We start from the raw sequence: 21415 nt of genomic DNA, 5'->3' as shown, positions 1-21415 counted from the left end.
GATGGCAACGATCACGATCGACGGCAAGCAGTTCGAGGTGGACGACACCGACAACCTGCTCAAGGTCGCCCTCTCCAAGGGCTTCGACCTGCCCTATTTCTGCTGGCATCCGGAGCTGCATTCGGTCGGCGCCTGTCGCCAGTGCGCGGTCAAGCAATACAAGGACGAAAACGACACCGAGGGCCAGATCGTGATGGCCTGCATGACGCCCGCCAGCGACGGCGGCTGCTTCTCGGTATCGGATCAGGAATCCAGCGATTTCCGGGCCCAAGTCATCGAATGGCTGATGATCAACCATCCGCACGACTGCCCGGTCTGCGAAGAAGGCGGCGAGTGCCACCTGCAGGACATGACCCTGATGACCGGCCATACGCGCCGGCGTTATCGCGGCCCCAAGCGCACCCACCGCAATCAGGACCTCGGCCCGTTCATCAACCACGAGATGAACCGCTGTATCGCCTGCTATCGCTGCGTGCGCTACTACCGTGACTACGCCGACGGCGACGACCTGCGCGTACTCGGCTCGCATTCCAACGTTTATTTCGGCCGCGAAGCCGACGGCCCCCTGAACAGCGAGTTCTCCGGCAACCTCGTCGAGGTCTGCCCCACCGGCGTGTTCACCGACAAGACGCTCGGCGCCCACTACACCCGTAAATGGGACATGCAGAACGCGCCGGGCATCTGCACCCACTGCTCGCTGGGCTGCAACACCAGCCCCGGTTCGCGCCAGGGCGTGCTCAAGCGTATCCAGAACCGCTACCACGGCGAGATCAACCACTACTTCCTCTGCGATCGTGGCCGCTTCGGCGCCGGTTTCGTCAATCGCGAAGACCGCCCGCGCCAGCCGCTGCAGCGCGACGCCAACGGCGTGCTCGAGCCGCAGGACATGGACGCCATGCTGGCCTCGCTCAAGAGCGTGCTCGCCGAGGCCAACGGCCTGGTCGGCATCGGCTCGCCGCGTGCCTCGCTGGAAGACAACTACGCGCTGCGCCATCTGGTCGGTGCCGACAATTTCCATAACGGCATGAGCGCGCCGGACAGCCATGCGAGCCAAGCGGCACTGTCGCTGCTGCGTGGTCATGCAGGGCGTCTGCCTACGATGCGCGAAGTCGAGGAATGCGACGCGGTTTTCATCCTCGGCGAGGACGTGACCCAGTTCGCGCCAAGGCTCGCGCTGGCGTTGCGCCAGTCGGTGCGCAACAAGCGCTACGAACTCGCCAAGGCGGCCAACATTCCGAAATGGCACAACCGCGCGGTGCGCGACGAGGGTCATTTCTTCTTCAGCCCGCTGTTCATGGCGGTGCCGGCCGCGACCCGGCTCGATGACGTGGCCACGGAACTGTTCCATCTGCGTCCGGCGCGGATCGCCGAACTCGGCTTCGCTGTCGCTGCCATGCTCGACGACAGCGCGCCGATGCCGGCCGATCTCGACGACGCCACCCGCGAACATGCCGAGACCATCGCGACCGCACTGAAAAGCGCCAAGAAGCCGCTGATCGTGGCCGGCACGAGCCTCGGCAGCGAAGCGGTGCTCACAGCCGCCGGCAACGTCATGCGCGCGCTCGAATCCGTGCACGACGACGCCGGCCTGTTCGTCACGCTCGGCGAGGCCAACAGCCTCGGCATGGCGATGATGAGCGATCGTGATGTGGACGATGCCTTCGAGGCGATCACCTCGAACCGTGCGGACACGCTCGTGGTGATGCAGAACGATCTCTACGAGCGGGCCCAGGCCGGCAAGGTCGACGCCGCGATCAAGGCGGCCAAGAACCTGATCGTGCTGGACCACAGCATGACCGCCACCATCGCCAAGGCCGACTATGTCCTGCCGGCCGGCAGTTTTGCCGAGGCCGACGGCACGCTGATCAACAACGAAGGCCGTGCCCAGCGTTTCTTCCAGGTGTTCATTCCCGATGCGCCGCTGCAGGAAGGCTGGCGCTGGTGTGCCGATCTCAATCGCGCGATCGGCGCGCCGGTACGCTGGCACGGGATGGACGACCTGATCGACGCGATCGAAGCCGACTGCCCGCAGTTCACCGGCATCAAGGACGCCGCGCCGAGCACGAGTTTCCGCAAGGCGGGCATGCGTTTTCCGCGCAGCCCGCACCGCTTCTCGGGGCGCACCGCGCTGTACGCCAACGTGGACGTGCGCGAGAAGCGCCCGGAAACCGACGTGGATTCGCCGCTGGCCTATTCCATGGAGGGCTATCACGGCAGCGAACAGCCGCCGGCGCTGATGTCCTATGCCTGGAGCCCCGGCTGGGATTCCAACCAGGCGGCGATCACCCGTTTTCAGGACGAGGTCGGCGGCCATCTCAAGGGCGGCGACCCCGGTACGCGTCTGCTCAAGGCCGATACGGGTGTGCCCGATTACGCGCCCGCCGAGCCCAAGCTCGTTCAGGGCTGGCAGGCCATTCCGCGTTATCACATCTTCGGCAGCGAATCGCAGTCAGCGAAGGCGCCGGCGATTCAGGAACGCATGCCGCGGGCCTGGTTCACGGTCAATGAAGCCGCAGCGAAATCGCTCGGCCTGGCCGCGGCCGACACGCTGCGCCTGACCATCGACGGCGAGATTCACTCGCTGCCGATCACTATCGACCCGAGCCTGCCGGATCGGACCATCGGTGTGCCGGTGGGTGCCCACGGGCTCATGGGCGTGCGTCTGCCGGCCGAGGTCAATCCCTGATGTTCGGCGTGAGCACCGACACCCTGCTCGATATCGCGCTCACCGCGTTCGAGACCATCGCCATTCTGCTCGCGGTGGTTATTTCCGCCGCGCTGCTGATCTGGGTCGAGCGCCGCCTGCTCGGCGTATGGCAGGACCGCTACGGGCCCAACCGCGTCGGGCCGTTCGGCATCCTTCAGGTGGCCGCGGACATGATCAAGATCTTCTTCAAGGAAGATTGGATCCCGCCGTTTGCCGACAAGGCCGTGTTCGTGATCGCCCCGGCGATCATCATGTTCACCACGCTCATGGCCTTCGCCGTCATCCCGTTCACCGAAACGCTCGGCGTAGTGGACCTGAACATCGGCATCCTGTTCATCCTCGCCATGAGTTCGCTCGGGGTGTATTCGGTGATCCTCGCCGGCTGGTCCTCGGACAACAAATACGCCCTGCTGGGCGCGATGCGTACCGCCGCCCAGATGATTTCCTACGAGGTGTTCATGGGCCTGAGCCTGCTCGGCGTGGTGTTGCTCGCCGGCAGTTTCGACCTGCGCGACATTGTCGAATCGCAGGCCGGCATGTGGAACGTGATCCCGCAGTTTCCGGCCTTCGTGATCTTCTTCATTGCCGGTTGCGCGGAAATCCACCGTGCACCCTTCGATCTACCGGAAGCCGAGCAGGAGCTCACCGCCGGCTATCACACCGAATATTCGGGCATGAAGTTCGGCATGTTCTTCGTGGGAGAATATCTGGGCATCGTGCTGATCTCCTGCCTGGTCACCGTGCTGTTCTTCGGCGGCTGGCTGGGCCCGATCCTGCCGGGCTTCGTCTGGTTCGCGCTCAAGGCCGGGTTCTTCATCGTGTTCTTCGTGCTGCTGCGCGCGGCCACGGTGCGACCCCGCTACGACCAGCTCATGGCCTTTGGCTGGAAGATCCTGCTGCCCATCACCCTGGTCAACGTGGCCATCACGGGCGCGATTGTCGTGGCCCAGTCATGAGCGCCCTGATCGTGAAACCCGTCTCTCATCGTCGTTGCTCGAGCCGCTTATGCTGAGTGTCCTGCGCACCATCTGGATGACCCTGATGCACACCTTTCGCAAGCGCGACACGGTGCTGTATCCGGAGGAGCAACCCTACCTGCCGCCACGCTATCGCGGGCGTATCGTGCTCACGCGCGACCCGGACGGCGCCGAGCGCTGTGTGGCCTGCAACCTGTGCAGCGTAGCCTGCCCGGTGGACTGCATCAGCGTGGTCAAGGGCGAGGACGAGACCGGCCGCTGGTATCCCGAGAGCTTCCGGATCAACTTTTCGCGCTGTATCTACTGCGGCTACTGCGAGGAGGCCTGCCCGACCTACGCGATCCAGCTCACCCCCGATTTCGAGATGGGCGAGTTCGATCGCCAGAACATGGTCTACGAGAAGTCCGACCTGACCATTTCCGGTGTCGGCAAGCGCCCGGGCTACAACTTTTATCGCGTCGCCGGCATGGCCGTGGGCGGCAAGGACAAGGGCGAGGCCGAGAACGAGTCCGCGCCCATCGACGTCAAGACGCTGCTTCCATAGGGGCCGGGCATTATGGAATTCGCTTTCTATCTCGCCGCTATCGTCGCCGTTGCCGCGACCGCGCGGGTGATCACCTGCGCGAACGCGGTGCACGCGCTGCTGTATCTGATCATGTCGCTGCTGTCGGTGGCGATCGTGTTCTATACGCTCGGCGCGCCGTTCGCGGCCGCGCTGGAAGTCATCGTCTATGCCGGCGCGATCATGGTGCTGTTCGTTTTCGTGATCATGATGCTCAATCTCAATCAGGAAACGGTGGCACGAGAAAAAAGCTGGCTCGCGCCGTCGGTCTGGATCGGCCCGGGCCTGCTGGCTCTGGTCCTGATCGCGGTACTGGCCGCAGCAATGGCCGGCGGTGAATCGCTGGGCAGCGTCGACAGCACACCGCTGATGGCCGAACGCGTGGGCCGGACCATGTTCGGCGCCTATGTGCTGGTGGTCGAGCTGGCTGCCTTCGTACTGCTCGCCGCACTCGTCGTCGCGGCCCATCTGGGCCGGGACGACCGCGACAACGCCGAACGCAAGCGCGTCGCCGCCGCCCGCGGACGCCGCCATCCGGGAGGCGAACAATGAACGGCATTCCCATGGAACACGGCATGGTGCTGGCCGCGCTGCTGTTCACGCTCGGCCTCGTCGGGCTGGCCACGCGCCGCAACACGCTGTTCATACTCATGTCGCTCGAGATCATGCTGAACGCGGCCGGGCTGGCGTTCATCGTCGCCGGCGCCAGCCATGGCGCGCCCGACGGCCAGGTGATGTTCATTCTGGTCATCACGCTCGCGGCGGCCGAGGCGAGCATCGGACTCGGCCTGCTGCTACAGCTCTATCGCCGCTTCAAGACCATCGACATCGACGCCGCCAGCGAGATGCACGGATGAATTTGCTTGCCCTGACGATCCTGTTCCCCCTGGCCGGCAGCGTTGCGCTGTCGTTCTTCCCGCGCATGTCCGACCGTGCCGCGGCGACGATCGGCGCCGGTTCCATCGGCCTGTCGGCGCTGGTGTCGGCGATGATCATCTACGGCTTCGTCGCCAGCGGTGAAGCCTATGGCCAGACGCTGTGGACGTGGGTATCGGTCGGCGACTTCACGCCGGCGTTCGCGCTGTATCTGGACGGTCTGTCGGCGACCATGCTCGGCGTGATCACGGGGGTGGGTTTTCTCATTCACCTGTTCGCCGGCTGGTACATGAAGCACGACCTGGACGGCGGACCGGGCATGGGGCGGTTTTTCGCCTACATGAACCTGTTCATCGTCGCCATGCTGCTGCTGGTGCTCGGCGACAACCTGTTCCTGCTGTTTCTCGGCTGGGAAGGCGTGGGCCTGTGCAGCTATCTGCTGATCGGCTACTACTACAAGGACGAGGCCAACGCCTGGGCCGCCTTCAAGGCGTTTCTGATTACCCGTATCGGCGACGTGTCGCTGGCGATCGGCCTGTTTCTGCTCTTCGCCACATTCGGCACCCTCGATATTCAGACGCTACTGGAACAGGCGCCGCAGGCCTGGGCCGAAGGCGACACGATGGCCAATCTCGCCGCCCTGCTGCTGCTCGGCGGCGCGGTCGGCAAATCGGCCCAGCTGCCGCTGCAGACCTGGCTGCCGGATGCCATGGCCGGCCCGACGCCGGTCTCCGCGCTGATCCACGCCGCGACCATGGTGACCGCGGGCGTGTATCTGATCGCGCGCACGCACGTGATCTTCGAACTCGCCCCGGCGGTGCTCACGTTCGTCGGCGTGATCGGCGCCGTGACGCTGCTGATCGCCGGTTTCGCCGCGCTCTGCCAGACCGATATCAAGCGCGTGCTGGCCTATTCCACCATGAGCCAGATCGGCTACATGTTCCTCGCCCTGGGCGTGGGCGCCTGGGATGCGGCGATCTTTCATCTGATGATCCACGCCTTCTTCAAGGCGCTGCTGTTCCTCGCGGCCGGCTCGGTGATCATCGCCTGCCATCACGAACAGGACATCTTCAAGATGGGTGGCCTGCGCAAGCGCTTGGCGTTGGATTACTGGGTGTTCATCATCGGCGGCGCGGCCCTGGCCGCCCTGCCGCTGGTTACCGCCGGCTTCTATTCCAAGGACGAGATCCTCTGGATGTCGTTCGCCAACGGCCACTACCTGCTCTGGTTCGCGGGCCTGGCCGGCGCGCTGCTGACCGCGATCTATACCTTCCGCATGATCTTCATCGCCTTCCACGGTGAAGAGCAGCTGCACGCCCACGCCGGCAAGGGCATCGCCCATCATCTGCCGCTGATCGTGCTGGCGATCCTGTCCACCTTCGTCGGCGCCTGGATTCATCCGCCGCTGGCCGATGTACTGCCCGTCCACGAGGGCGGCGGGCACGGCACGGTGAAAATCGTGGTCGAGCTGCTATCCAGCGTGGTCGCGGTGGTCGGTGTCGGTATCGCCGCTGCGCTGTTCCTGGGCAAACGCGAGAAGGCGGAATATCTGGCCTCCGGGCCGGTGGGCCTGCGCCTGTGGCGGTTCTGGCACCACGCGTGGGGCTTCGATGCCCTGTACGACCGTGTTTTCGTGCGTCCCTATCTGATGCTCACGCGGCTACACCGCAACGACTGGATCAACTCGACGATCAATATCGCGCCGCAGTTCGCGCTCATGCTCAACAGCGCGCTCGTGACGACCCAGAACGGTCGGCTGCGCTGGTACGCCCTGTCGCTGTTCGCCGGCGCCGCAGTGCTGCTCGCGGCCCTGCTGTTCGGATAAGGAACGCTTTCAATGATCCTGTGCTGGCTTCTTTTCGTTCCCTTCATCGGCGGCCTTCTGTGCTGGCAGCTGGAAAGCCGCCACGCGCCTTCGCAGGTGCCGCGCTGGATCGCGCTGCTGACGATGCTGATCGTGGTCGCGCTCGCGCTATGGCTGTGGGTCACGGGCGACTATTCGCTGGCCGGCGGCGCGGTCGGCAACGCGCCGAACTGGGCGCAAGAGTTCCGCCTGCCGTGGATCGACCGCTTCGGCATCTCCTTTCATCTGGCGATCGACGGCCTGTCGCTGATCATGATCACGCTGACCGGCTTTCTCGGCGTGCTCGCGGTGGTGTGTTCCTGGCGCGAGATCACCAACCGGATCGGCTTCTTTCATCTGAACCTGCTCTGGATCATCGGCGGCGTGGTCGGCGTGTTCCTGGCCATCGATCTTTTCCTGTTCTTCTTTTTCTGGGAAATGATGCTGGTGCCGATGTATTTCCTGATCGCGTTGTGGGGGCATAGCGGGTCCAAGGGCAATACGCGCATCGGCGCGGCGATGAAGTTCTTCATCTATACCCAGGCCAGCGGCCTGTTGATGCTGGTCTCGATCCTCGGCCTGGTGTTCGCCCACTACAGCCAGACCGGCGTGTTCACGTTCGACTACGTCGTGCTGCGCGACACGCCGCTGACCGGCGCGATTGCCTATGTGCTGATGCTGGGGTTCTTCATTGCCTTCGCGGTCAAGCTGCCGGTGGTGCCCCTGCACGGCTGGCTGCCGGATGCCCATGCGCAGGCACCGACTGCCGGTTCGGTCGATCTGGCCGGCATCCTGCTCAAGACCGCGGCCTACGGCATGCTGCGTTTTGCGATTCCGCTGTTCCCGGAGGCTTCGGCCCAGTTCGCGCCGGTCGCCATGGCGCTCGGCCTGATCGGCATCTACTACGGCGCCCTGCTCGCCTTCTCGCAGACCGACGTCAAACGCCTGATCGCCTGCTCGAGCATCTCGCATATGGGCTTCGTGCTCATCGGTATCTATTCCGGCACGCTGCTGGCCCTGCAGGGCGTGATCGCGCAAATGGTCGCCCACGCGTTTTCGGCCGCCGGCCTGTTCATCATCTCCGGACAGATCTACGAGCGCATCCATACCCGCAACATGCGCGAGATGGGCGGCCTGTTCGGCCGCATGGGCGCACTGCCCGGCTTCGCACTGGTCTTCGTCATGGCCTCGCTGGGCATGCCGGGCACCGGCAACTTCATCGGCGAATTCCTGATCCTGTTCGGTGCCTTCGACATCGTGCCCTGGGTCGTGGTGCTGGCCAGTGGGGGACTGGTGATGGCCGCCATCTACTCGCTGGTTCTCATGCACCGCGTGTACTGGGGCACGCCGAAATCCGAGGCGTCACTCGGCGGGCTCGACCCGCGCGAGTACAGCATGATGCTGCTGCTGCTCGTGCTCACGCTCTGGGTGGGGCTGTTCCCGAACACCGTGCTCGATATCTCGCAGACGGCGATGACCGAGGTCACCGACTGGTTCGCCGTTGCTCCGTTGCCGACCCGTTAAGCGAAAGGCGTCATGAATCAGTTCTCCACCCATCTGCTTGCGCTGGCGCCACTGGCCATCCTGTGCGCCACCATCGTGACCGTGATGCTCTCGATCGCGGTGCGTCGCCACCATTTCACGGCGGCGACGATGACGGTGATCGGGCTGAACGCCGCGCTGCTGTCACTGCTGGGCGTGCTGCAGGTCACGCCGATTCAGGTCACGCCGCTGTTCATCATCGACGACTTTTCGCTGCTGTTCGGCGCCATCGTGCTGGTCGCCTCGCTGGCCTGCACGACGCTTGCACACGCCTATCTGGAGACGCTCCCGGATCGACGCGAAGAGTTCTATATCCTGCTGCTGTGCTCGGCCGGCGGCGCGCTGGCGCTGATCGCGAGCCGGCATTTCGCGTCTCTGTTCATCGGGCTCGAGCTGCTTTCGGTACCGCTGTACGGCATGGTTGCCTATGCCTATCGCGACCGCATCTCGCTCGAGGCCGGCCTGAAGTACATGGTGCTTTCGGGCGCTGCATCGGCGTTCCTGCTGTTCGGCATGGCCCTGCTCTACGCCGCGTCCGGCTCGCTCGAATATGCCGGCCTGATCGAGGGCCTGGCCAACGGCGGCGCGCATCAGTCCTGGGTGCTGATCGGCACGGGCATGATGATCATCGCGCTCGCCTTCAAGCTGTCTCTGGTGCCTTTTCATCTCTGGACGCCGGACGTCTATGAGGGCGCGCCCGGCCCGGTCTCGGCGTTCCTGGCCACGGTGAGCAAGGTCGCGGTCTTTGCCCTGCTGCTGCGTTTTTTCACCCTCGCTGCGCCGGCCACGCACGACTGGCTGCTCACGCTCATGGGCGTCATCGCGTTCGCATCGATGCTGGTCGGCAACCTGCTCGCCCTGCGCCAGCGCAACGTCAAGCGCCTGCTCGGCTATTCCTCGATCGCGCATCTGGGCTATCTGCTGACCGCCATCGTGGCCGGGGGCGAGCTGGGGACCGAGGCCGTCGGCGTCTATCTCGCGACCTATGTCGCCACGACGCTTGGCGCCTTCGGGGTGGTCACACTGGTTTCCAGCCCCTATTCCGGCACCGACGCCGGCGCACTGCATCACTATCGCGGTCTGTTCTGGCGCCGGCCCTACCTGGCCGCAGTATTCACCGTGATGATGCTGTCGCTGGCCGGCATTCCGATGACGGCGGGATTCCTAGGCAAGTTCTACGTGATCGCCGTGTCCGTCGAATCCGGCCTGTGGTGGCTGGCGGGCGGCATCGTGGCCGGTAGCGCCATCGGCCTGTACTACTACCTGCGCATGATGGTCATCCTGTTTCTGGATGAGCCGGGCGAAAGCCGCCGCGACGCGGTTTCCGGCTGGGGCCAACAGTCCGGCGGCATCATGGTGCTGCTGCTGGCGGCGGGCGTCGCCGTGTTCGGCATCTATCCGCAGCCGCTGATCGCGCTGGTCAACGCCGCGGGTATGGCCGGCGGCTGATCATGGCACGCGGCACCGCCTCTGCGCTGGGCGGGCTCCTACTCGCCGTAATGATACTGGCCATGACCGGTTGCGCCACGTATGCGCCGGACCGGCCGGACGACGCCCGCGCTGACCGGCTGGCTCGTGGTTGGCTCGCCCTCATCGACCGCGGCGAATATACCCGCAGCTGGCAGCAGGCATCCAAGCTCTTCCAGAGCGGGATCGCGCGGCCAGCATGGGTCGAAGCGGTCGAAGCCGCACGCCATGGCAGTGGCGCGCCGACGGAACGCGCGCTCATCTCGGTCGCACGAACGCAGAAGCTACCCAACGTGCCGAAGAACGACTACGTGGTACTGGTCTACGCCAGCCGGTTCGATAACCACCGTACCGTGCAGGAAACGGTGACGCTGGTGCGCGAACACGAGGCACTCAAGGCGGCGGGCTACTTCCTGCGTTAGCGATCGCCTAGCGCCGAACACCCGGCTTAGCGACCTCACCTGCCGTTTACCGACCAGGCGGCGCATGTCGTCGTCCTTTCCATCGCAAGTCCGTTCACGGCCCTTTGACGACCGCCCCCGGATTGAGCCGGTTATCCGGATCGAGCGCTTTCTTGATCGCACGCATCATGTCGCGTTCGACGTCCGACTTGTAGCGCGCCAGCGCATCCACCTTGAGCCGGCCGATGCCATGCTCGGCCGCTATCGAACCGCCCATCTCGGCCACGATATCGTGCACCACGGTGTGGGCCATTTCCGACTGGGCGAGAAATGACGCGTCGTCGGCGTCTGCCGGCTTCGACAGATTGAAGTGCAGATTGCCGTCGCCGACATGGCCGAACGGGCACGGCCGTACCCCCGGCAGCGCTTCCCGGATCGCCGGTAGTGCCCGATCGAGGAACGCCGGCAGCTTCGAGACCGGCAACGATATGTCGTGCTTGATCGAAGCGCCTTCGGCGACCTGCGCCGGCGGCAGCGACTCGCGCAGGTGCCATAGCGCGGCCGCCCGCTCGTCGTCGTGGGCGATGACCACATCGCCGAGCAGCCCGTCGTGGCGTGCCTGATCGACAACCTGCGCCATGACGTCATGCAGCCAGTGCCCCCGTGCGGACGTGGCCAGATCGACCAGCAGATACCACTCGTGATCCACGTCGAACGGTTCCCGACATCCATCGATATGCGCACAGGCCAGCGCGATCGCCTGGCGCGACATGAGCTCGCAACCGGTGAGATTGTGCCCGGACGCCGCTATCAGCCGTCGCTGCAGGGTCACCGCCTGGCCGGGCGTGTCAAGCGCGAACAGTGCCGTGACCTGCTGGGCCAGCGGGTCATAGAGCTTGAATACCGCCGCGGTGACGATACCCAGCGCGCCCTCGCTGCCGATGAACAGGTCGGCAAGATCGAACCCGCTGTTGTCCTTACGCAGTCCCGTCAGGTTGTGCCAGATCCGGCCATCCGCGAGCACGACCTCGAGCCCCAGCGCGAGATCCCGGGTGTTGCCATAGCGGACCACATTCAAACCACCGGCATTGGTGGCCAGATTGCCACCGATACGACAGCGATCCCGGGACGCCAGGCTCAGCGGAAAATACAGGCCCGCGTCGGCTGCGGCGCGCTGCGCATCCGCAAGCGTACAACCAGCCTCCACAGTCATCGTAGCGTTGTCGATGTCGATCTCGCGCACGCGATCCATGCGCTCAAGATTGACGATCACATGCCGGCGCGCGTCGCTCGCGGCCGCGCCGCCCACGAGGCCGGTATTGCCGGACTGGGCGACGACGGCGCAGTCGTGGGTGCAACAGCATCGCAGAACCGCCGCCACGGCATCGGTATCGGCCGGGCGCACCACGGCCAACGCGGCCGGCCGGAACGCCCCGCGCCATTCCACCAGATAAGGCGCGGCGGCATCGCCGCACAGCACCTGATCGGCGCCGACGGCCGATTGCAAGGCCGCGATGATGGCGTCGTCTGCCATGCGCTATCGCTGCAGCAGGTCGCTTAAGGCGGGCTGCAGCGTCTTGAATTCGAAATTGAAGCCGGCGCGTTCGAGCGCGTCCGGAATCGCGCGCTGACCGGTGAGCAGAAGATGCGCCATCTCGCCGACCATCAGCTTGAGCATTGGCCCCGGCACCCAGGCGAGTTTCGGCCGCCGGAGCACGCGTGCCAGCGTGGCCGTGAACTCGCGGTTGGTCACCGGCCGTGGCGCGGTCAGGTTGAAAGCGCCGCGGCAGTCCGGGTTCTCGGCGAGGAAACGGATCGCGGCCACCTCGTCGCGAATATGAATCCACGGCATGAACTGGCGCCCGCTGCCGAAGTGTCCACCCAGGCCAAACCGGAACGGCGTAATCATCTGGGCGAGCGCGCCGTCGCTCGCGCCGAGCACGATGCCGGTACGGACACGACAGACGCGCACGCCCGCGGCCTCGACACGGCGTGCCGCCTGCTCCCAGGCCACACAAAGCTCGGACTGGAACTCGTCGCCCGGCGGCTCCTGCTCGTCCAGCACGTCGTCGCCGCGTGCGCCGTAATAACCGACAGCCGAGCCGCTGATCAGGACCTGGGGCGGGCTCGGCCATTCGCCCATCACGTCAGTCAGTTCCCGGGTGACCCGCAGCCGGCTTTCGCGCATCTCGCGCTTGCGCGCTTCGGTCCAGCGGCCATCGGCGAGATTCTCGCCGGCCAAATTGATCACCACATCGGCCGGCTGCGCCATCTTCAGGGCCGCCACCGGCGTGGCGCCGCTCGGTAACACCTGTGCCGCCGCGGCGGTGTCGCGCGTGACCACCTCCACCGACCAGTCGTCGTCCAGCAACGACGCGCACAGGTGCCGGCCGATAAAACCGGTGCCGCCCGTGATCAACGCCTTGTCCATCGAACACCTCGTTGGGTCTTGAAGCTCGTGCTGGCAACCGTGGTGCAGCGCAACCAGCCTATGCCGCCGTCGTCGCCGATGCCAGTGTTTTGATGCCGGCTTCAAACGATACGCGCATCGCGTTTCGACCGTTGCCCAACGGCGCGCGAATCAGGCTTGCAAAACGCCGAAATATGACGTTAGCTGTGCGGGTGCCGCGGCGGTAGCTCAGTTGGTAGAGCGCGACCCTCCCACGGTCGAGGTCGCGAGTTCGAATCTCGTCCGCCGCTCCACGCACACCATCGTTCGGCGCTCTAACGCCGCTCGAACAGCAGCGATTCCCGCTCCAGAGCCGCCACCAGCCGACGCGCCAGGCTATTGGCCCGGTCGGCCACCGATCCGCCGTGACCTGCGTCGGATGCTTCCATGGCGAAGCGCGCCACCACCGTCTGCTGCTGGTTATCCAGCACGCTGATTTCATAGGCCGGTCGCGCCTGAGCGAGCGCGGCGCGCTCGGGGCTGCGGGTATCGGCCAGATTGATCAGCAATGTCGCCTGAGCGCCGCTGCGCCGGCTGGCGGCATGACGGCTGGCGGCATCCTGCTCGCGGGTCGGCGGTGCGGCCGCGAGCATTGTCTCGCAGGCGTGGCCGGCGTCGTACAGCCTGGCGCAAAGGGCCCGTTCAAAGGCCGCACGCAGTGCTAGATCCTCGAACGCCGCATAGGCGAGAAACCCGTCATAGCGCGCGTCGCGGTGCGCCGGATCGACGAAATCGTAGACGGGCGCGGTGCTACAGCCGCCGAGCAGCACGGCACTGGTCACGGCCAGCGCGGCGAATCGAGCGGTCGACAGTGTGGCCATAGCGATACAACGACTTGCGGTGCGGTAAAACGATTGCGGCTTCAGAGATTATCGGGCGCGATCACGGCCAACAACTGGCGCGCCGCGACCTGGTCGCCGGCGGCGCAGTCGAGGCGTTCCAGAACGCCGTCAATATCGGCCGTCACCGAAAACTCCATCTTCATCGCCTCGAGCACCAAAAGCGTCTGGCCGGCGGCGACCCGCTCCCCCGCGGTCACATCGACACGCTGAATACGCCCGTCCATGCGGGCCTCGAGCCGGCCGTCACCCGGCCCGTCGGCTGCGTTCGGGGCGCGGCGCATCGCGTCTTCGTAAACGGCGGTACGGCCCTCGGCACACAACCACACGGCGTCGCCGGCGCACAGCACATCGGCCCGGCGCGCCACGCCGTCCTGTACATAGTCGAGCCGTGTGCCGTACCTCCGCCCGAGTTCGAGGGCGATCCATTCATCATCGACACGCACCTCGTAGCGGCCGCCCGCACAGCGCAGGCGCAGCGTATGCGCCTGGCCGGCGTGCTCGAGCACCCATGGGGTTTCGTTGTCGTTCGCGCTGCGCCAGTCGCGCAATTCCGTCGCCAGCGCGTTCCGGTCGGCCAGCGTCGCCGCATCGTGCGCGTGCAGCGCCGCGGCAGCGAGTGCGCGGTGCGTGGCGGATGGTGCCGTGGCCGTCATCGCGTCGGCCATGTTCGTGCCGACGAAACCGGTATCGGCTTCGCCGGCGACGAACACGGGATGCGCCAGAATACGCGCAAGAAAATCGCGGTTGCTGGTCGGACCGAACAACAACGTTTCGGCAAGCGCCACAACCAGCCGCCGGCGCGCGATCTCGCGCGTTTCGCCCCAGGCGATGATCTTGCCGGCCATGGAATCGTAATGCGGCGTGATGGTCTGGCCTTCGAAAAGACCGTGGTCGACGCGCACGCCCGGCCCGCTGGGCGCCCGCCATGCCCGCACGATCCCTGTCTGCGGCATGAAATCCTGGGTAACGTCTTCAAGACAAAGCCGTACTTCGATGGCGTGGCCGTCAAAGCCCACGTCGTCCTGCGCGAGCGTGAGTCGCTCGCCGGCGGCGATACGCAGCTGCCAGGCGACCAGATCGAGACCGGTGATCATCTCGGTCACCGGATGCTCGACCTGCAGGCGCGTGTTCATTTCCATGAAATAGAACGCGCCGCTGGCATCCAGCAGGAACTCCACCGTGCCCGCACCGCGATAGCCGATCGCCTGCGCGGCGTCCACGGCGGCCTGGCCCATGCGTTCGCGCAACGGCGCATCCACGGCGGGTGACGGCGCTTCTTCCACCACCTTCTGATGCCGGCGTTGCACCGAACAGTCGCGCTCGCCCAGATGGATGACGTGGCCGTGGTGGTCGGCGAGCACCTGGATCTCGACATGGCGTGCGCCCTGCACGGCTTTTTCGAGAATGAGTTCGTCCGACCCGAAGGCGTTCTTCGCTTCCGAGCGTGCACTCTCGATCGCCGCGGCCAGCTCCGCTTCGTGCTCGACGAGCCGCATGCCGCGCCCCCCGCCGCCGGCCGAAGCCTTGACCATAAGCGGGAAACCGATACGCACGCCCTCAGCCATCAGCGTGTCGTCGGACTGATCGGCGTCCTCGTAACCCGGCACACAGGGCACGCCGGCCGCGATCATGCGCTGCTTGGCTTCACGTTTGCGGCCCATGAGTTCGATCGCGTCCGCGCTCGGGCCGATGAACACCAGCCCGGCCTCGGTCACCGCACGGGCGAAATCCGCGTTCTCGGCGAGAAAGCCGTAGCCCGGGTGGATCGCCTGGGCGCCGCTGGCGCGCGCGGCGTCGATCAGCCGCTCGATCGCCAGATAGGACTCGGCCGCCGGTGCGCCGCCGATCGCCACCGCCGCGTCGGCTTCGCGCACGTGCAGGGCCTCGGCGTCGGCCGCGGAATAAACGGCCACGCTCTGACAGCCCACGGCGCGCGCGCCGCGCACGATACGCTGGGCGATCTCGCCGCGATTGGCGACGAGTACCCGATCGAAAGGCGTCGTGGCTGGGGCTCGTGAATCCGTCATGTGTCGAGCTCCATGGCGATGTCGACGCCGCGCGGCGACGTGGGCAGCACGCAGCTCATGGCGTGTCGGCCCAGAACGGCGGCCGCTTCTCGGTAAAGGCGCGGGTGCCTTCCCGGCCCTCCTCGCCTGTCAGGCAGTCGGCAAAGTGTTCGGCCGCAGCGTCCAGTAACGCGCCGGACGGCGTGGTGTCGAGGGCGGCGAGAATCTGTTTCGTCGCCGCGTTCGCCCCTGGCGCGCAGGCACGAATGTCGGCGAGGACGGTGTTCAACCGCGCAGCCGCGTCGTCGGCATCGTCGGCCAGCTCATGGGCCACGCCCAGTCGATGGGCCTCGGCGCCGTCGAAACGCAGACCGCACATCGCGATCCGCCGCGCCTGGGTCAGCCCGATACGCGCGACAACGAACGGCAGGATCTGGGCGGCCGGCAGGCCGAGCCGCGTTTCCGGCATGCCCATTTTCGCGTCGCGGGTGACGATCGCGATATCGGACACGCACAGCAGACCGAAGCCACCGCCGAGTGCCGCACCCTGGGCCACCACGACCACCGCCTGCGGCGCGCTGTCGATGCGCGCGAGCACCTCGCCGAAACGGCGGTTGAAGGCGACCACCCGCGAACGCGCCGCAGCACCGGTATCGCCGGCAATGGATTTCAGGTCCGCACCGGCACAGAAATGCCGCCCACGGCCCTGCAGGACAAGCGCGCGCACGCTGCGATCGTCGTGGATCGCGTCGACCGTGGCCGCGAGCTCCTCGACCATCTCGCCGTTGAGCGCGTTGGACACGTCGGGCCGGTCGAGGGTGACGTAGAGCATGCCATCGACAAGCTCCAGGGCGAGATGGCGGGTTTGCGGTAAGGTCATCAGATGCTCTCCGAATGAACAGGCGCCGCGTTTCGGCAAGCAAGCGAACCGCGACGGGCGAATGAGGAACCACAGAGTCCGTTGCCGTGACCCCGCCCATGAACAGGGACGCCCATCAGAAACGCGCCACGCCAAAGCTGTTGGGCGACAGGCTGCGCCGTCGTGCGTCGCGACAGATCGACAACGTGAATGCCAACACGCGGCGGCTGTCGCGCGGGTCGATCAGGCCGTCGTCGAACAGGCGCGCGCTGCCGTAGAAGGCGTGGGCCTGTTCCTCGAACTTGGCGGTAATGCCGGCATGCATCTTCTCGATCATGCCTTCCGGCACGGACTCGCCGCGGGCGGCGTATTTGCCTTCGGTGACGATGCGCATCACGCCCGCCGCCTGTTCGCCGCCCATGACCGCGGTGCGCGAGTTGGGCCAGGCGAAGATGAAATCCGGGTCGAAACCGCGCCCGCACATGCCGTAGTTGCCAGCCCCGAATGAGCCGCCGATCACCAGCGTGATCCTGGGTACATGCGCGTTCGCCACCGCCTGAATCATCTTCGAGCCGTGCTTGACCATGCCGCCCTGCTCGGCGTCCTTGCCGACCATGTAGCCGGTGATGTTCTGCAGAAACACAAGCGGGATGTCCGACTGGCAACAGAGCTGGATGAACTGCGCGGCCTTGTTCGCGCCTTTGGTGGTGATCGGCCCGTTGTTGCCGAGAAAGCCCACCGTCCGGCCCTCGATCGCGGCGTGTCCGCAGATCAGCTGGGCGTCGAAATCGGCCTTGAATTCGTCGAAGTCGGAATCGTCGATCAGGCGCGCGATTACTTCGCGGCAGTCGTAGGGCTTGCGGTGATCGTCGCCGACGAGGCCGCAGAGTTCGTCGATATCGTGGCGCGGCGCGGCGAAGGCGGGCGGCGCGGCCGCGGGCCGGTTCGCGTTCCAGTCCAGCCGGGCGACGACTTCGCGCGCCTGGCGGATGCCATCCGCGTCGTCCGCGGCCAGGTATTCGCAGGTGCCGGCGGTGCCGGCATGCATGTCGGCACCGCCGAGCTCTTCGTCGTCGGCGATCTCGCCGGTCGCGGCCTTGAGCAGCGGCGGGCCGGCAAGAAACACCTTCGCGCGACCGCGCACCATGATCACGTAGTCGGACAGGCCCGGCATATAAGCGCCGCCCGCGGTGGAAGAACCGTGCACGACCGTGATCTGTGGCACGCCCTGGGCGGACAGCCGCGCCTGATTGGCGAAGGTACGCCCGCCCTGCACGAACATCTCGTCCTGATAGAGCAGGTTGGCGCCGCCGGATTCCACCAGCGACACCACCGGCAGCTTCTGCAGCCGCGCGATCTCCTGGACACGTAGCGTCTTCTGCACGCCCCAGGGCGTCATCGTGCCGCCCTTGATGGCGCTGTTGGAGGCATTGATCATGCAGCGCACGCCGGATACATAACCGATGCCGCAGATGCTGTTGCCGCCCGCGAGCGAACCGTCGTTGTCGTCGTGGCAGCCGTAGCCACACAGCGTGGACAGTTCCAGAAACGGCGAGCCACGATCCAGCAACAGGTTCACGCGATCACGCGGCAGCAGCTGTTCACGCTCGCGAAAACGGGCGGCCTTGCTCTGCTCGGTGGCATGTACGCTCGCCTCGATCTCGCGCAGCGCATCGACGGCGGCGAGCATGCCGTCGCGGTTGCGCTTGTACGTCTCGGACGCCGGCTCGACGCTTGTAGGCAAAATGGCCACCGCGACTACCCGCGCTGGCCGGGCAGAATGCCCATGGTCTTGCAGATGATGCCGAGCATGACCTCGTCCGCCCCGCCGCCGATCGAGACCAGCCGCGTATCGCGGTAGGCCCGCGAGACCTCGGCTTCCCACATGTAACCCTGTCCACCCCAGTACTGCAAGCAGGCATCGGTGACTTCGCGCACCAGCCGGCCGGTCTTGAGTTTGGCCATGGAGGCCAACTGCAGCACGCCGCTGTCGTTCGGGTCGGCGATGTAGCGTTCACAGCAGCGATAGACCAGCGATCGCAACGCCTCGATCTCGGTCTGCAGTTCGGCCAGGCGAAAATGCACCACCTGGTTGTGCAGGATCGGCGTGCCGAAGGTCTGGCGCTCGGCCGTGTATTCGACGGTGCGCTGAACGATATTCTCCAGACCCTTGAGCGCCGACGCCGCCGCAAAGATGCGCTCCTCCTGGAACTGCTGCATCTGCATGGTGAAACCCATGCCCTCCTCGCCGATCAGGTGGCGCCGCGGCACGCGCACGTCGTCGAAGAACAGCTGGGCCGTATCGGAAGACCACATCCCGAGCTTATGCAGTTTGCGCGCGCGCTCCACGCCCGGCGTATCCAGCGGCACCACGATCAGCGACTTGTTCTTGTGCGCGGGGCCGTCCGAGGTGTTGGCGAGCAGACAGATCCAGTCGGCCTTCATGCCGTTGGTGATCCACATCTTGGAGCCGTTGATGACGTAGTCGTCGCCGTCGACGCGCGCGGTGGTCTTGAGCTGGGCGACATCGGAGCCGGCCTGCGGCTCGGACACGCCGATCGCGGCAACTTGTTCGCCGGCGATCGCAGGAGCCAGGAATTCGCGCCGCAGTTCATCGCTGCCGTAGCGCGCGAGCGCAGGCGTGGCCATATCGGTCTGCACGCCGATCGCCATCGGCACGCCGCCGCATTTGATCCGGCCCAGCTCCTCGGCGGCGACCATGGCATAGGAATAATTGAGGCCCATACCACCATAGGCTTCGGGCTTGTGGATGCCGAGCAGGCCCAGATCGCCCATCTGGCGAAACAGCTGGTGGGAGGGAAACTGCTGCGCCGCCTCCCAGGCGTCGACATGCGGATTGATCTCCTTGTCGACAAAACGGGCGACGGTATCGCGCAGGGATTCATGTTCGGGGGTGAACTGCATGGTTAGGCCTCATTCAGCCGCGCCGCGAGCACGGCCGGTACGGGAATCGGGAAATCGAGCAACATCTGGCCGAAGCATTTGCCCTGCGGGTCGGTGCGCAGCGAAGCGATGCCCCCGCCGCCGAGCACGCGGGTGAGCAGGAAATTCATCGACGCCGTGCCGGGCAGCTCCCAGTGCCTCACTTCGCCGTCGAGCAGATGCGAGAAATACGCGGCCACCGCTGTATCGGTCAGTGCCGCGCGCAGGTACGGCAGATGGGCCGGATCACGTGCGATCACTCCGATATTGGCGGCGTCGCCCTTGTCGCCGCTGCGCGCCAGCGCGAGACGAACGAGCGGCACGGGCACGGCATCCGGGCCGACCTGCCAGACCTCGGTACCGTTCGTGTCTGGCAGCGCGTCCGGCGTGAAGCCGCCCTCGGTCGCGAGGGGCACGGCGCGCGCGCCCGACTGCGTTTCGACCGTGACCGGCACGTCGGCCTTGGGCACGAAACAGGAATACAGGCGAATCACAGGGCTCACGTTCGGCCGGCCGCCGAAAAAGCCGGTCAGGCCCGGCGCCATGCCGGTCGCGGCCTCGGCGATCTCGCGGGTAAACAGCTCGAGCGCTTCACGCGTGTCGTGCCGCACGGCGATCTTGGCGACCACTTCCCGGGTCGCGGCGGCGCCGGCGCGCGCATGCGCGCCGTACATGGACTCCGCCCCCAGCGCGTCGATCTCTCGACCCGCGAACGGGGCGAGCCCTGCTTCGCCGAACAGGCGCTCGCAGCGCGCGAGGATTGCGTTCGCGATGCGGTGCGCCTTGGCCGGCGCATCGATGCCGCCGACCACGAACAGCGCGGTACAGCGATAGCCCTCCATATAGGTCGCCGAAATCTTGTAGTCGGCGTTCGGCGCGCGGCCGGCCGCACCGCGTACCGAGACGCGATCGTCGCCGACCTGCTCGAGCCGTACGCGGGTGAAATCGCAAGCGACATCCGGCAACAGATACGCGCGCGGATCACCGATTTCGTAGAGCATCTGCTCGCCCACGGTGTGAGGGCTGACCAGCCCGCCGGTATTTGATGGCTTGGTCACGACGAAGTCGCCGCTGGGCTCGACCTCGACGATGGGGTAGCCCATGTCGGCAAAGCCGTCGGCGACGAGATGCCAGTCGGTGAAGTTGCCGCCCGTGCACTGGCAGCCGCATTCGATGATATGCCCGGCCAGGCTGCCCTGGGCGAGCCGGTCGTAGTCGTTCCACGCCCAGCCGAATTCGTGGATCAGCGGCGCGAGCGCGACGGCGCTGTCGACACAGCGGCCAGTGATCACCATATCCGCGCCGTCGGCGAGCGCGGCCACGATGCCCGGCGCCCCGAGATAGGCATTCATGCTCACGAGCCGAGCCGGCATCGGCCCCTCTCCGGGCATGGGGGTAATGGCATCTTCCAGGCGTTCGCGCTGGTCCATGAGATCGTCGCCGGTGACGATGGCGATATTGAATTCCACACCGGCAGCCGCCGCGGCTTCTACGAGGGCGTCGCGACAGGCGGCCGGGTTGATACCGCCGGCATTGCTGATCACACGAATACCGCGCGCCTTGATCGTGCTGAGTACGGGCGCGAGCGCGTGGCTGACGAAATCCTCGGCATAGCCCGCATTCGGGTCGCGCCGGCGCTTGGCGGCCAGAATCGACATGGTAATTTCCGACAGATAGTCGAAAACCAGATAGTCGAGCTCGCCGTGCTCGACGAGCTGCGCGGCAGCCGCGTTGCTATCGCCCCAGAAGGCGGATGCACAGCCGATACGAATCGAATCCACGGCGATTGTCACTCCATGTGGCGATGCCCGCCCCCGCGTCGCGGCGCTCATGTCTGCCGCGAACCCGGCGCCCGGGCTGTTCGACAGAAAGACTGCGACGCGGCATTTTCTAAGTCAAGTCGAGTGACTCACTTTAGGGCTAAATACGCTAGACTGAGCA

At 65.9% G+C, this 21415-nt stretch carries 17 protein-coding genes and 1 tRNA gene; 10 read left to right on the top strand and 8 right to left on the bottom strand.

The window, feature by feature from the left end; translation table 11 throughout:
* Position 1: 1 nt before the first annotated feature.
* The 9 genes from nuoG to J7355_RS05595 are packed head-to-tail and all read left to right on the top strand — an operon-like array spanning position 2 to position 10396.
* Entirely contained in the window at positions 2 to 2686 is a 2685-nt protein-coding gene (gene nuoG / locus J7355_RS05635; protein ID WP_209060718.1) for an NADH-quinone oxidoreductase subunit NuoG, read from the top strand.
* The gene (gene nuoH / locus J7355_RS05630; RefSeq protein ID WP_209060716.1) at positions 2686 to 3663 is read left to right on the top strand and encodes an NADH-quinone oxidoreductase subunit NuoH; all 978 of its coding nucleotides are present in this window, start codon (positions 2686 to 2688) and stop codon (positions 3661 to 3663) included. The genes nuoG and nuoH overlap by 1 nt, the downstream gene beginning before the upstream one ends.
* Before the next feature lie 49 nt (positions 3664 to 3712).
* Complete coding sequence (gene nuoI, locus J7355_RS05625) at positions 3713 to 4228, top strand: NADH-quinone oxidoreductase subunit NuoI (RefSeq protein ID WP_209060715.1); 516 nt, start codon at positions 3713 to 3715, stop codon at positions 4226 to 4228.
* Between the two features lie 12 nt (positions 4229 to 4240).
* Positions 4241 to 4798, top strand: coding sequence for an NADH-quinone oxidoreductase subunit J (gene nuoJ / locus J7355_RS05620; protein WP_209060713.1), 558 nt, complete (start codon positions 4241 to 4243; stop codon positions 4796 to 4798).
* On the top strand, positions 4795 to 5103 hold the full coding sequence (gene nuoK / locus J7355_RS05615) for an NADH-quinone oxidoreductase subunit NuoK (protein ID WP_209060711.1): 309 nt from the start codon (positions 4795 to 4797) through the stop codon (positions 5101 to 5103). The genes nuoJ and nuoK overlap by 4 nt, the downstream gene beginning before the upstream one ends.
* On the top strand, positions 5100 to 6947 hold the full coding sequence (gene nuoL / locus J7355_RS05610; protein ID WP_209060709.1) for an NADH-quinone oxidoreductase subunit L: 1848 nt from the start codon (positions 5100 to 5102) through the stop codon (positions 6945 to 6947). The genes nuoK and nuoL overlap by 4 nt, the downstream gene beginning before the upstream one ends.
* Positions 6948 to 6959: 12 nt before the next feature.
* Entirely contained in the window at positions 6960 to 8489 is a 1530-nt protein-coding gene (nuoM, locus tag J7355_RS05605) for an NADH-quinone oxidoreductase subunit M (RefSeq protein ID WP_209060707.1), read from the top strand.
* Between the two features lie 12 nt (positions 8490 to 8501).
* Complete coding sequence (gene nuoN / locus J7355_RS05600; RefSeq protein WP_209060705.1) at positions 8502 to 9956, top strand: NADH-quinone oxidoreductase subunit NuoN; 1455 nt, start codon at positions 8502 to 8504, stop codon at positions 9954 to 9956.
* Positions 9957 to 9958: 2 nt separating this feature from the next.
* A complete protein-coding gene (locus tag J7355_RS05595) occupies positions 9959 to 10396 on the top strand; it encodes a DUF4019 domain-containing protein (RefSeq protein ID WP_209060704.1) in 438 nt (145 codons plus the stop codon).
* A 94-nt stretch (positions 10397 to 10490) separates the two neighbouring features.
* Here the strand turns inward: J7355_RS05595 and J7355_RS05590 are convergent, their stop codons facing one another.
* Together J7355_RS05590 and J7355_RS05585 are read right to left on the bottom strand one after the other, a co-directional pair.
* Entirely contained in the window at positions 10491 to 11909 is a 1419-nt protein-coding gene (locus tag J7355_RS05590) for an FAD-binding oxidoreductase (protein WP_209060702.1), read from the bottom strand.
* A 3-nt stretch (positions 11910 to 11912) separates the two neighbouring features.
* Positions 11913 to 12806 carry a TIGR01777 family oxidoreductase gene (locus J7355_RS05585; RefSeq protein ID WP_209060700.1) on the bottom strand — a complete coding sequence of 298 codons (894 nt, stop codon included), beginning with the start codon at positions 12804 to 12806 and terminating at the stop codon, positions 11913 to 11915.
* Between the two features lie 196 nt (positions 12807 to 13002).
* On the opposite strand from J7355_RS05585, the gene J7355_RS05580 reads away from it, so the two are divergent.
* Positions 13003 to 13078, top strand: a tRNA-Gly gene (locus tag J7355_RS05580).
* A 21-nt stretch (positions 13079 to 13099) separates the two neighbouring features.
* Here the strand turns inward: J7355_RS05580 and J7355_RS05575 are convergent.
* From J7355_RS05575 to J7355_RS05550, 6 genes are all read right to left on the bottom strand, one after another.
* Positions 13100 to 13645, bottom strand: a complete 546-nt coding sequence (locus J7355_RS05575; RefSeq protein WP_209060698.1) for a hypothetical protein — start codon at positions 13643 to 13645, stop codon at positions 13100 to 13102.
* A gap of 41 nt (positions 13646 to 13686) precedes the next feature.
* Positions 13687 to 15693 (bottom strand): acetyl-CoA carboxylase biotin carboxylase subunit, encoded by a 2007-nt coding sequence (locus tag J7355_RS05570; protein WP_209060696.1) that lies wholly within the window; start codon positions 15691 to 15693, stop codon positions 13687 to 13689.
* A gap of 55 nt (positions 15694 to 15748) precedes the next feature.
* Positions 15749 to 16552: an enoyl-CoA hydratase-related protein gene (locus J7355_RS05565; RefSeq protein WP_209060694.1), complete on the bottom strand. Its 804-nt coding sequence runs from the start codon at positions 16550 to 16552 to the stop codon at positions 15749 to 15751.
* 115 nt (positions 16553 to 16667) lie between these two features.
* Complete coding sequence (locus tag J7355_RS05560; RefSeq protein WP_209060692.1) at positions 16668 to 18284, bottom strand: carboxyl transferase domain-containing protein; 1617 nt, start codon at positions 18282 to 18284, stop codon at positions 16668 to 16670.
* Between the two features lie 5 nt (positions 18285 to 18289).
* Complete coding sequence (locus tag J7355_RS05555; RefSeq protein ID WP_209060691.1) at positions 18290 to 19456, bottom strand: acyl-CoA dehydrogenase family protein; 1167 nt, start codon at positions 19454 to 19456, stop codon at positions 18290 to 18292.
* A 2-nt stretch (positions 19457 to 19458) separates the two neighbouring features.
* Positions 19459 to 21255 carry an acyclic terpene utilization AtuA family protein gene (locus tag J7355_RS05550; protein ID WP_348523001.1) on the bottom strand — a complete coding sequence of 599 codons (1797 nt, stop codon included), beginning with the start codon at positions 21253 to 21255 and terminating at the stop codon, positions 19459 to 19461.
* Positions 21256 to 21415: the final 160 nt, after the last annotated feature.

This window comes from Endozoicomonas sp. G2_2, assembly GCF_017744135.1.
GTDB lineage: Bacteria > Pseudomonadota > Gammaproteobacteria > Nevskiales > Salinisphaeraceae > Salinisphaera.
Note: the sequence above shows the minus strand (reverse complement) of the source record. Positions and strands in the feature narration are given on the sequence as shown.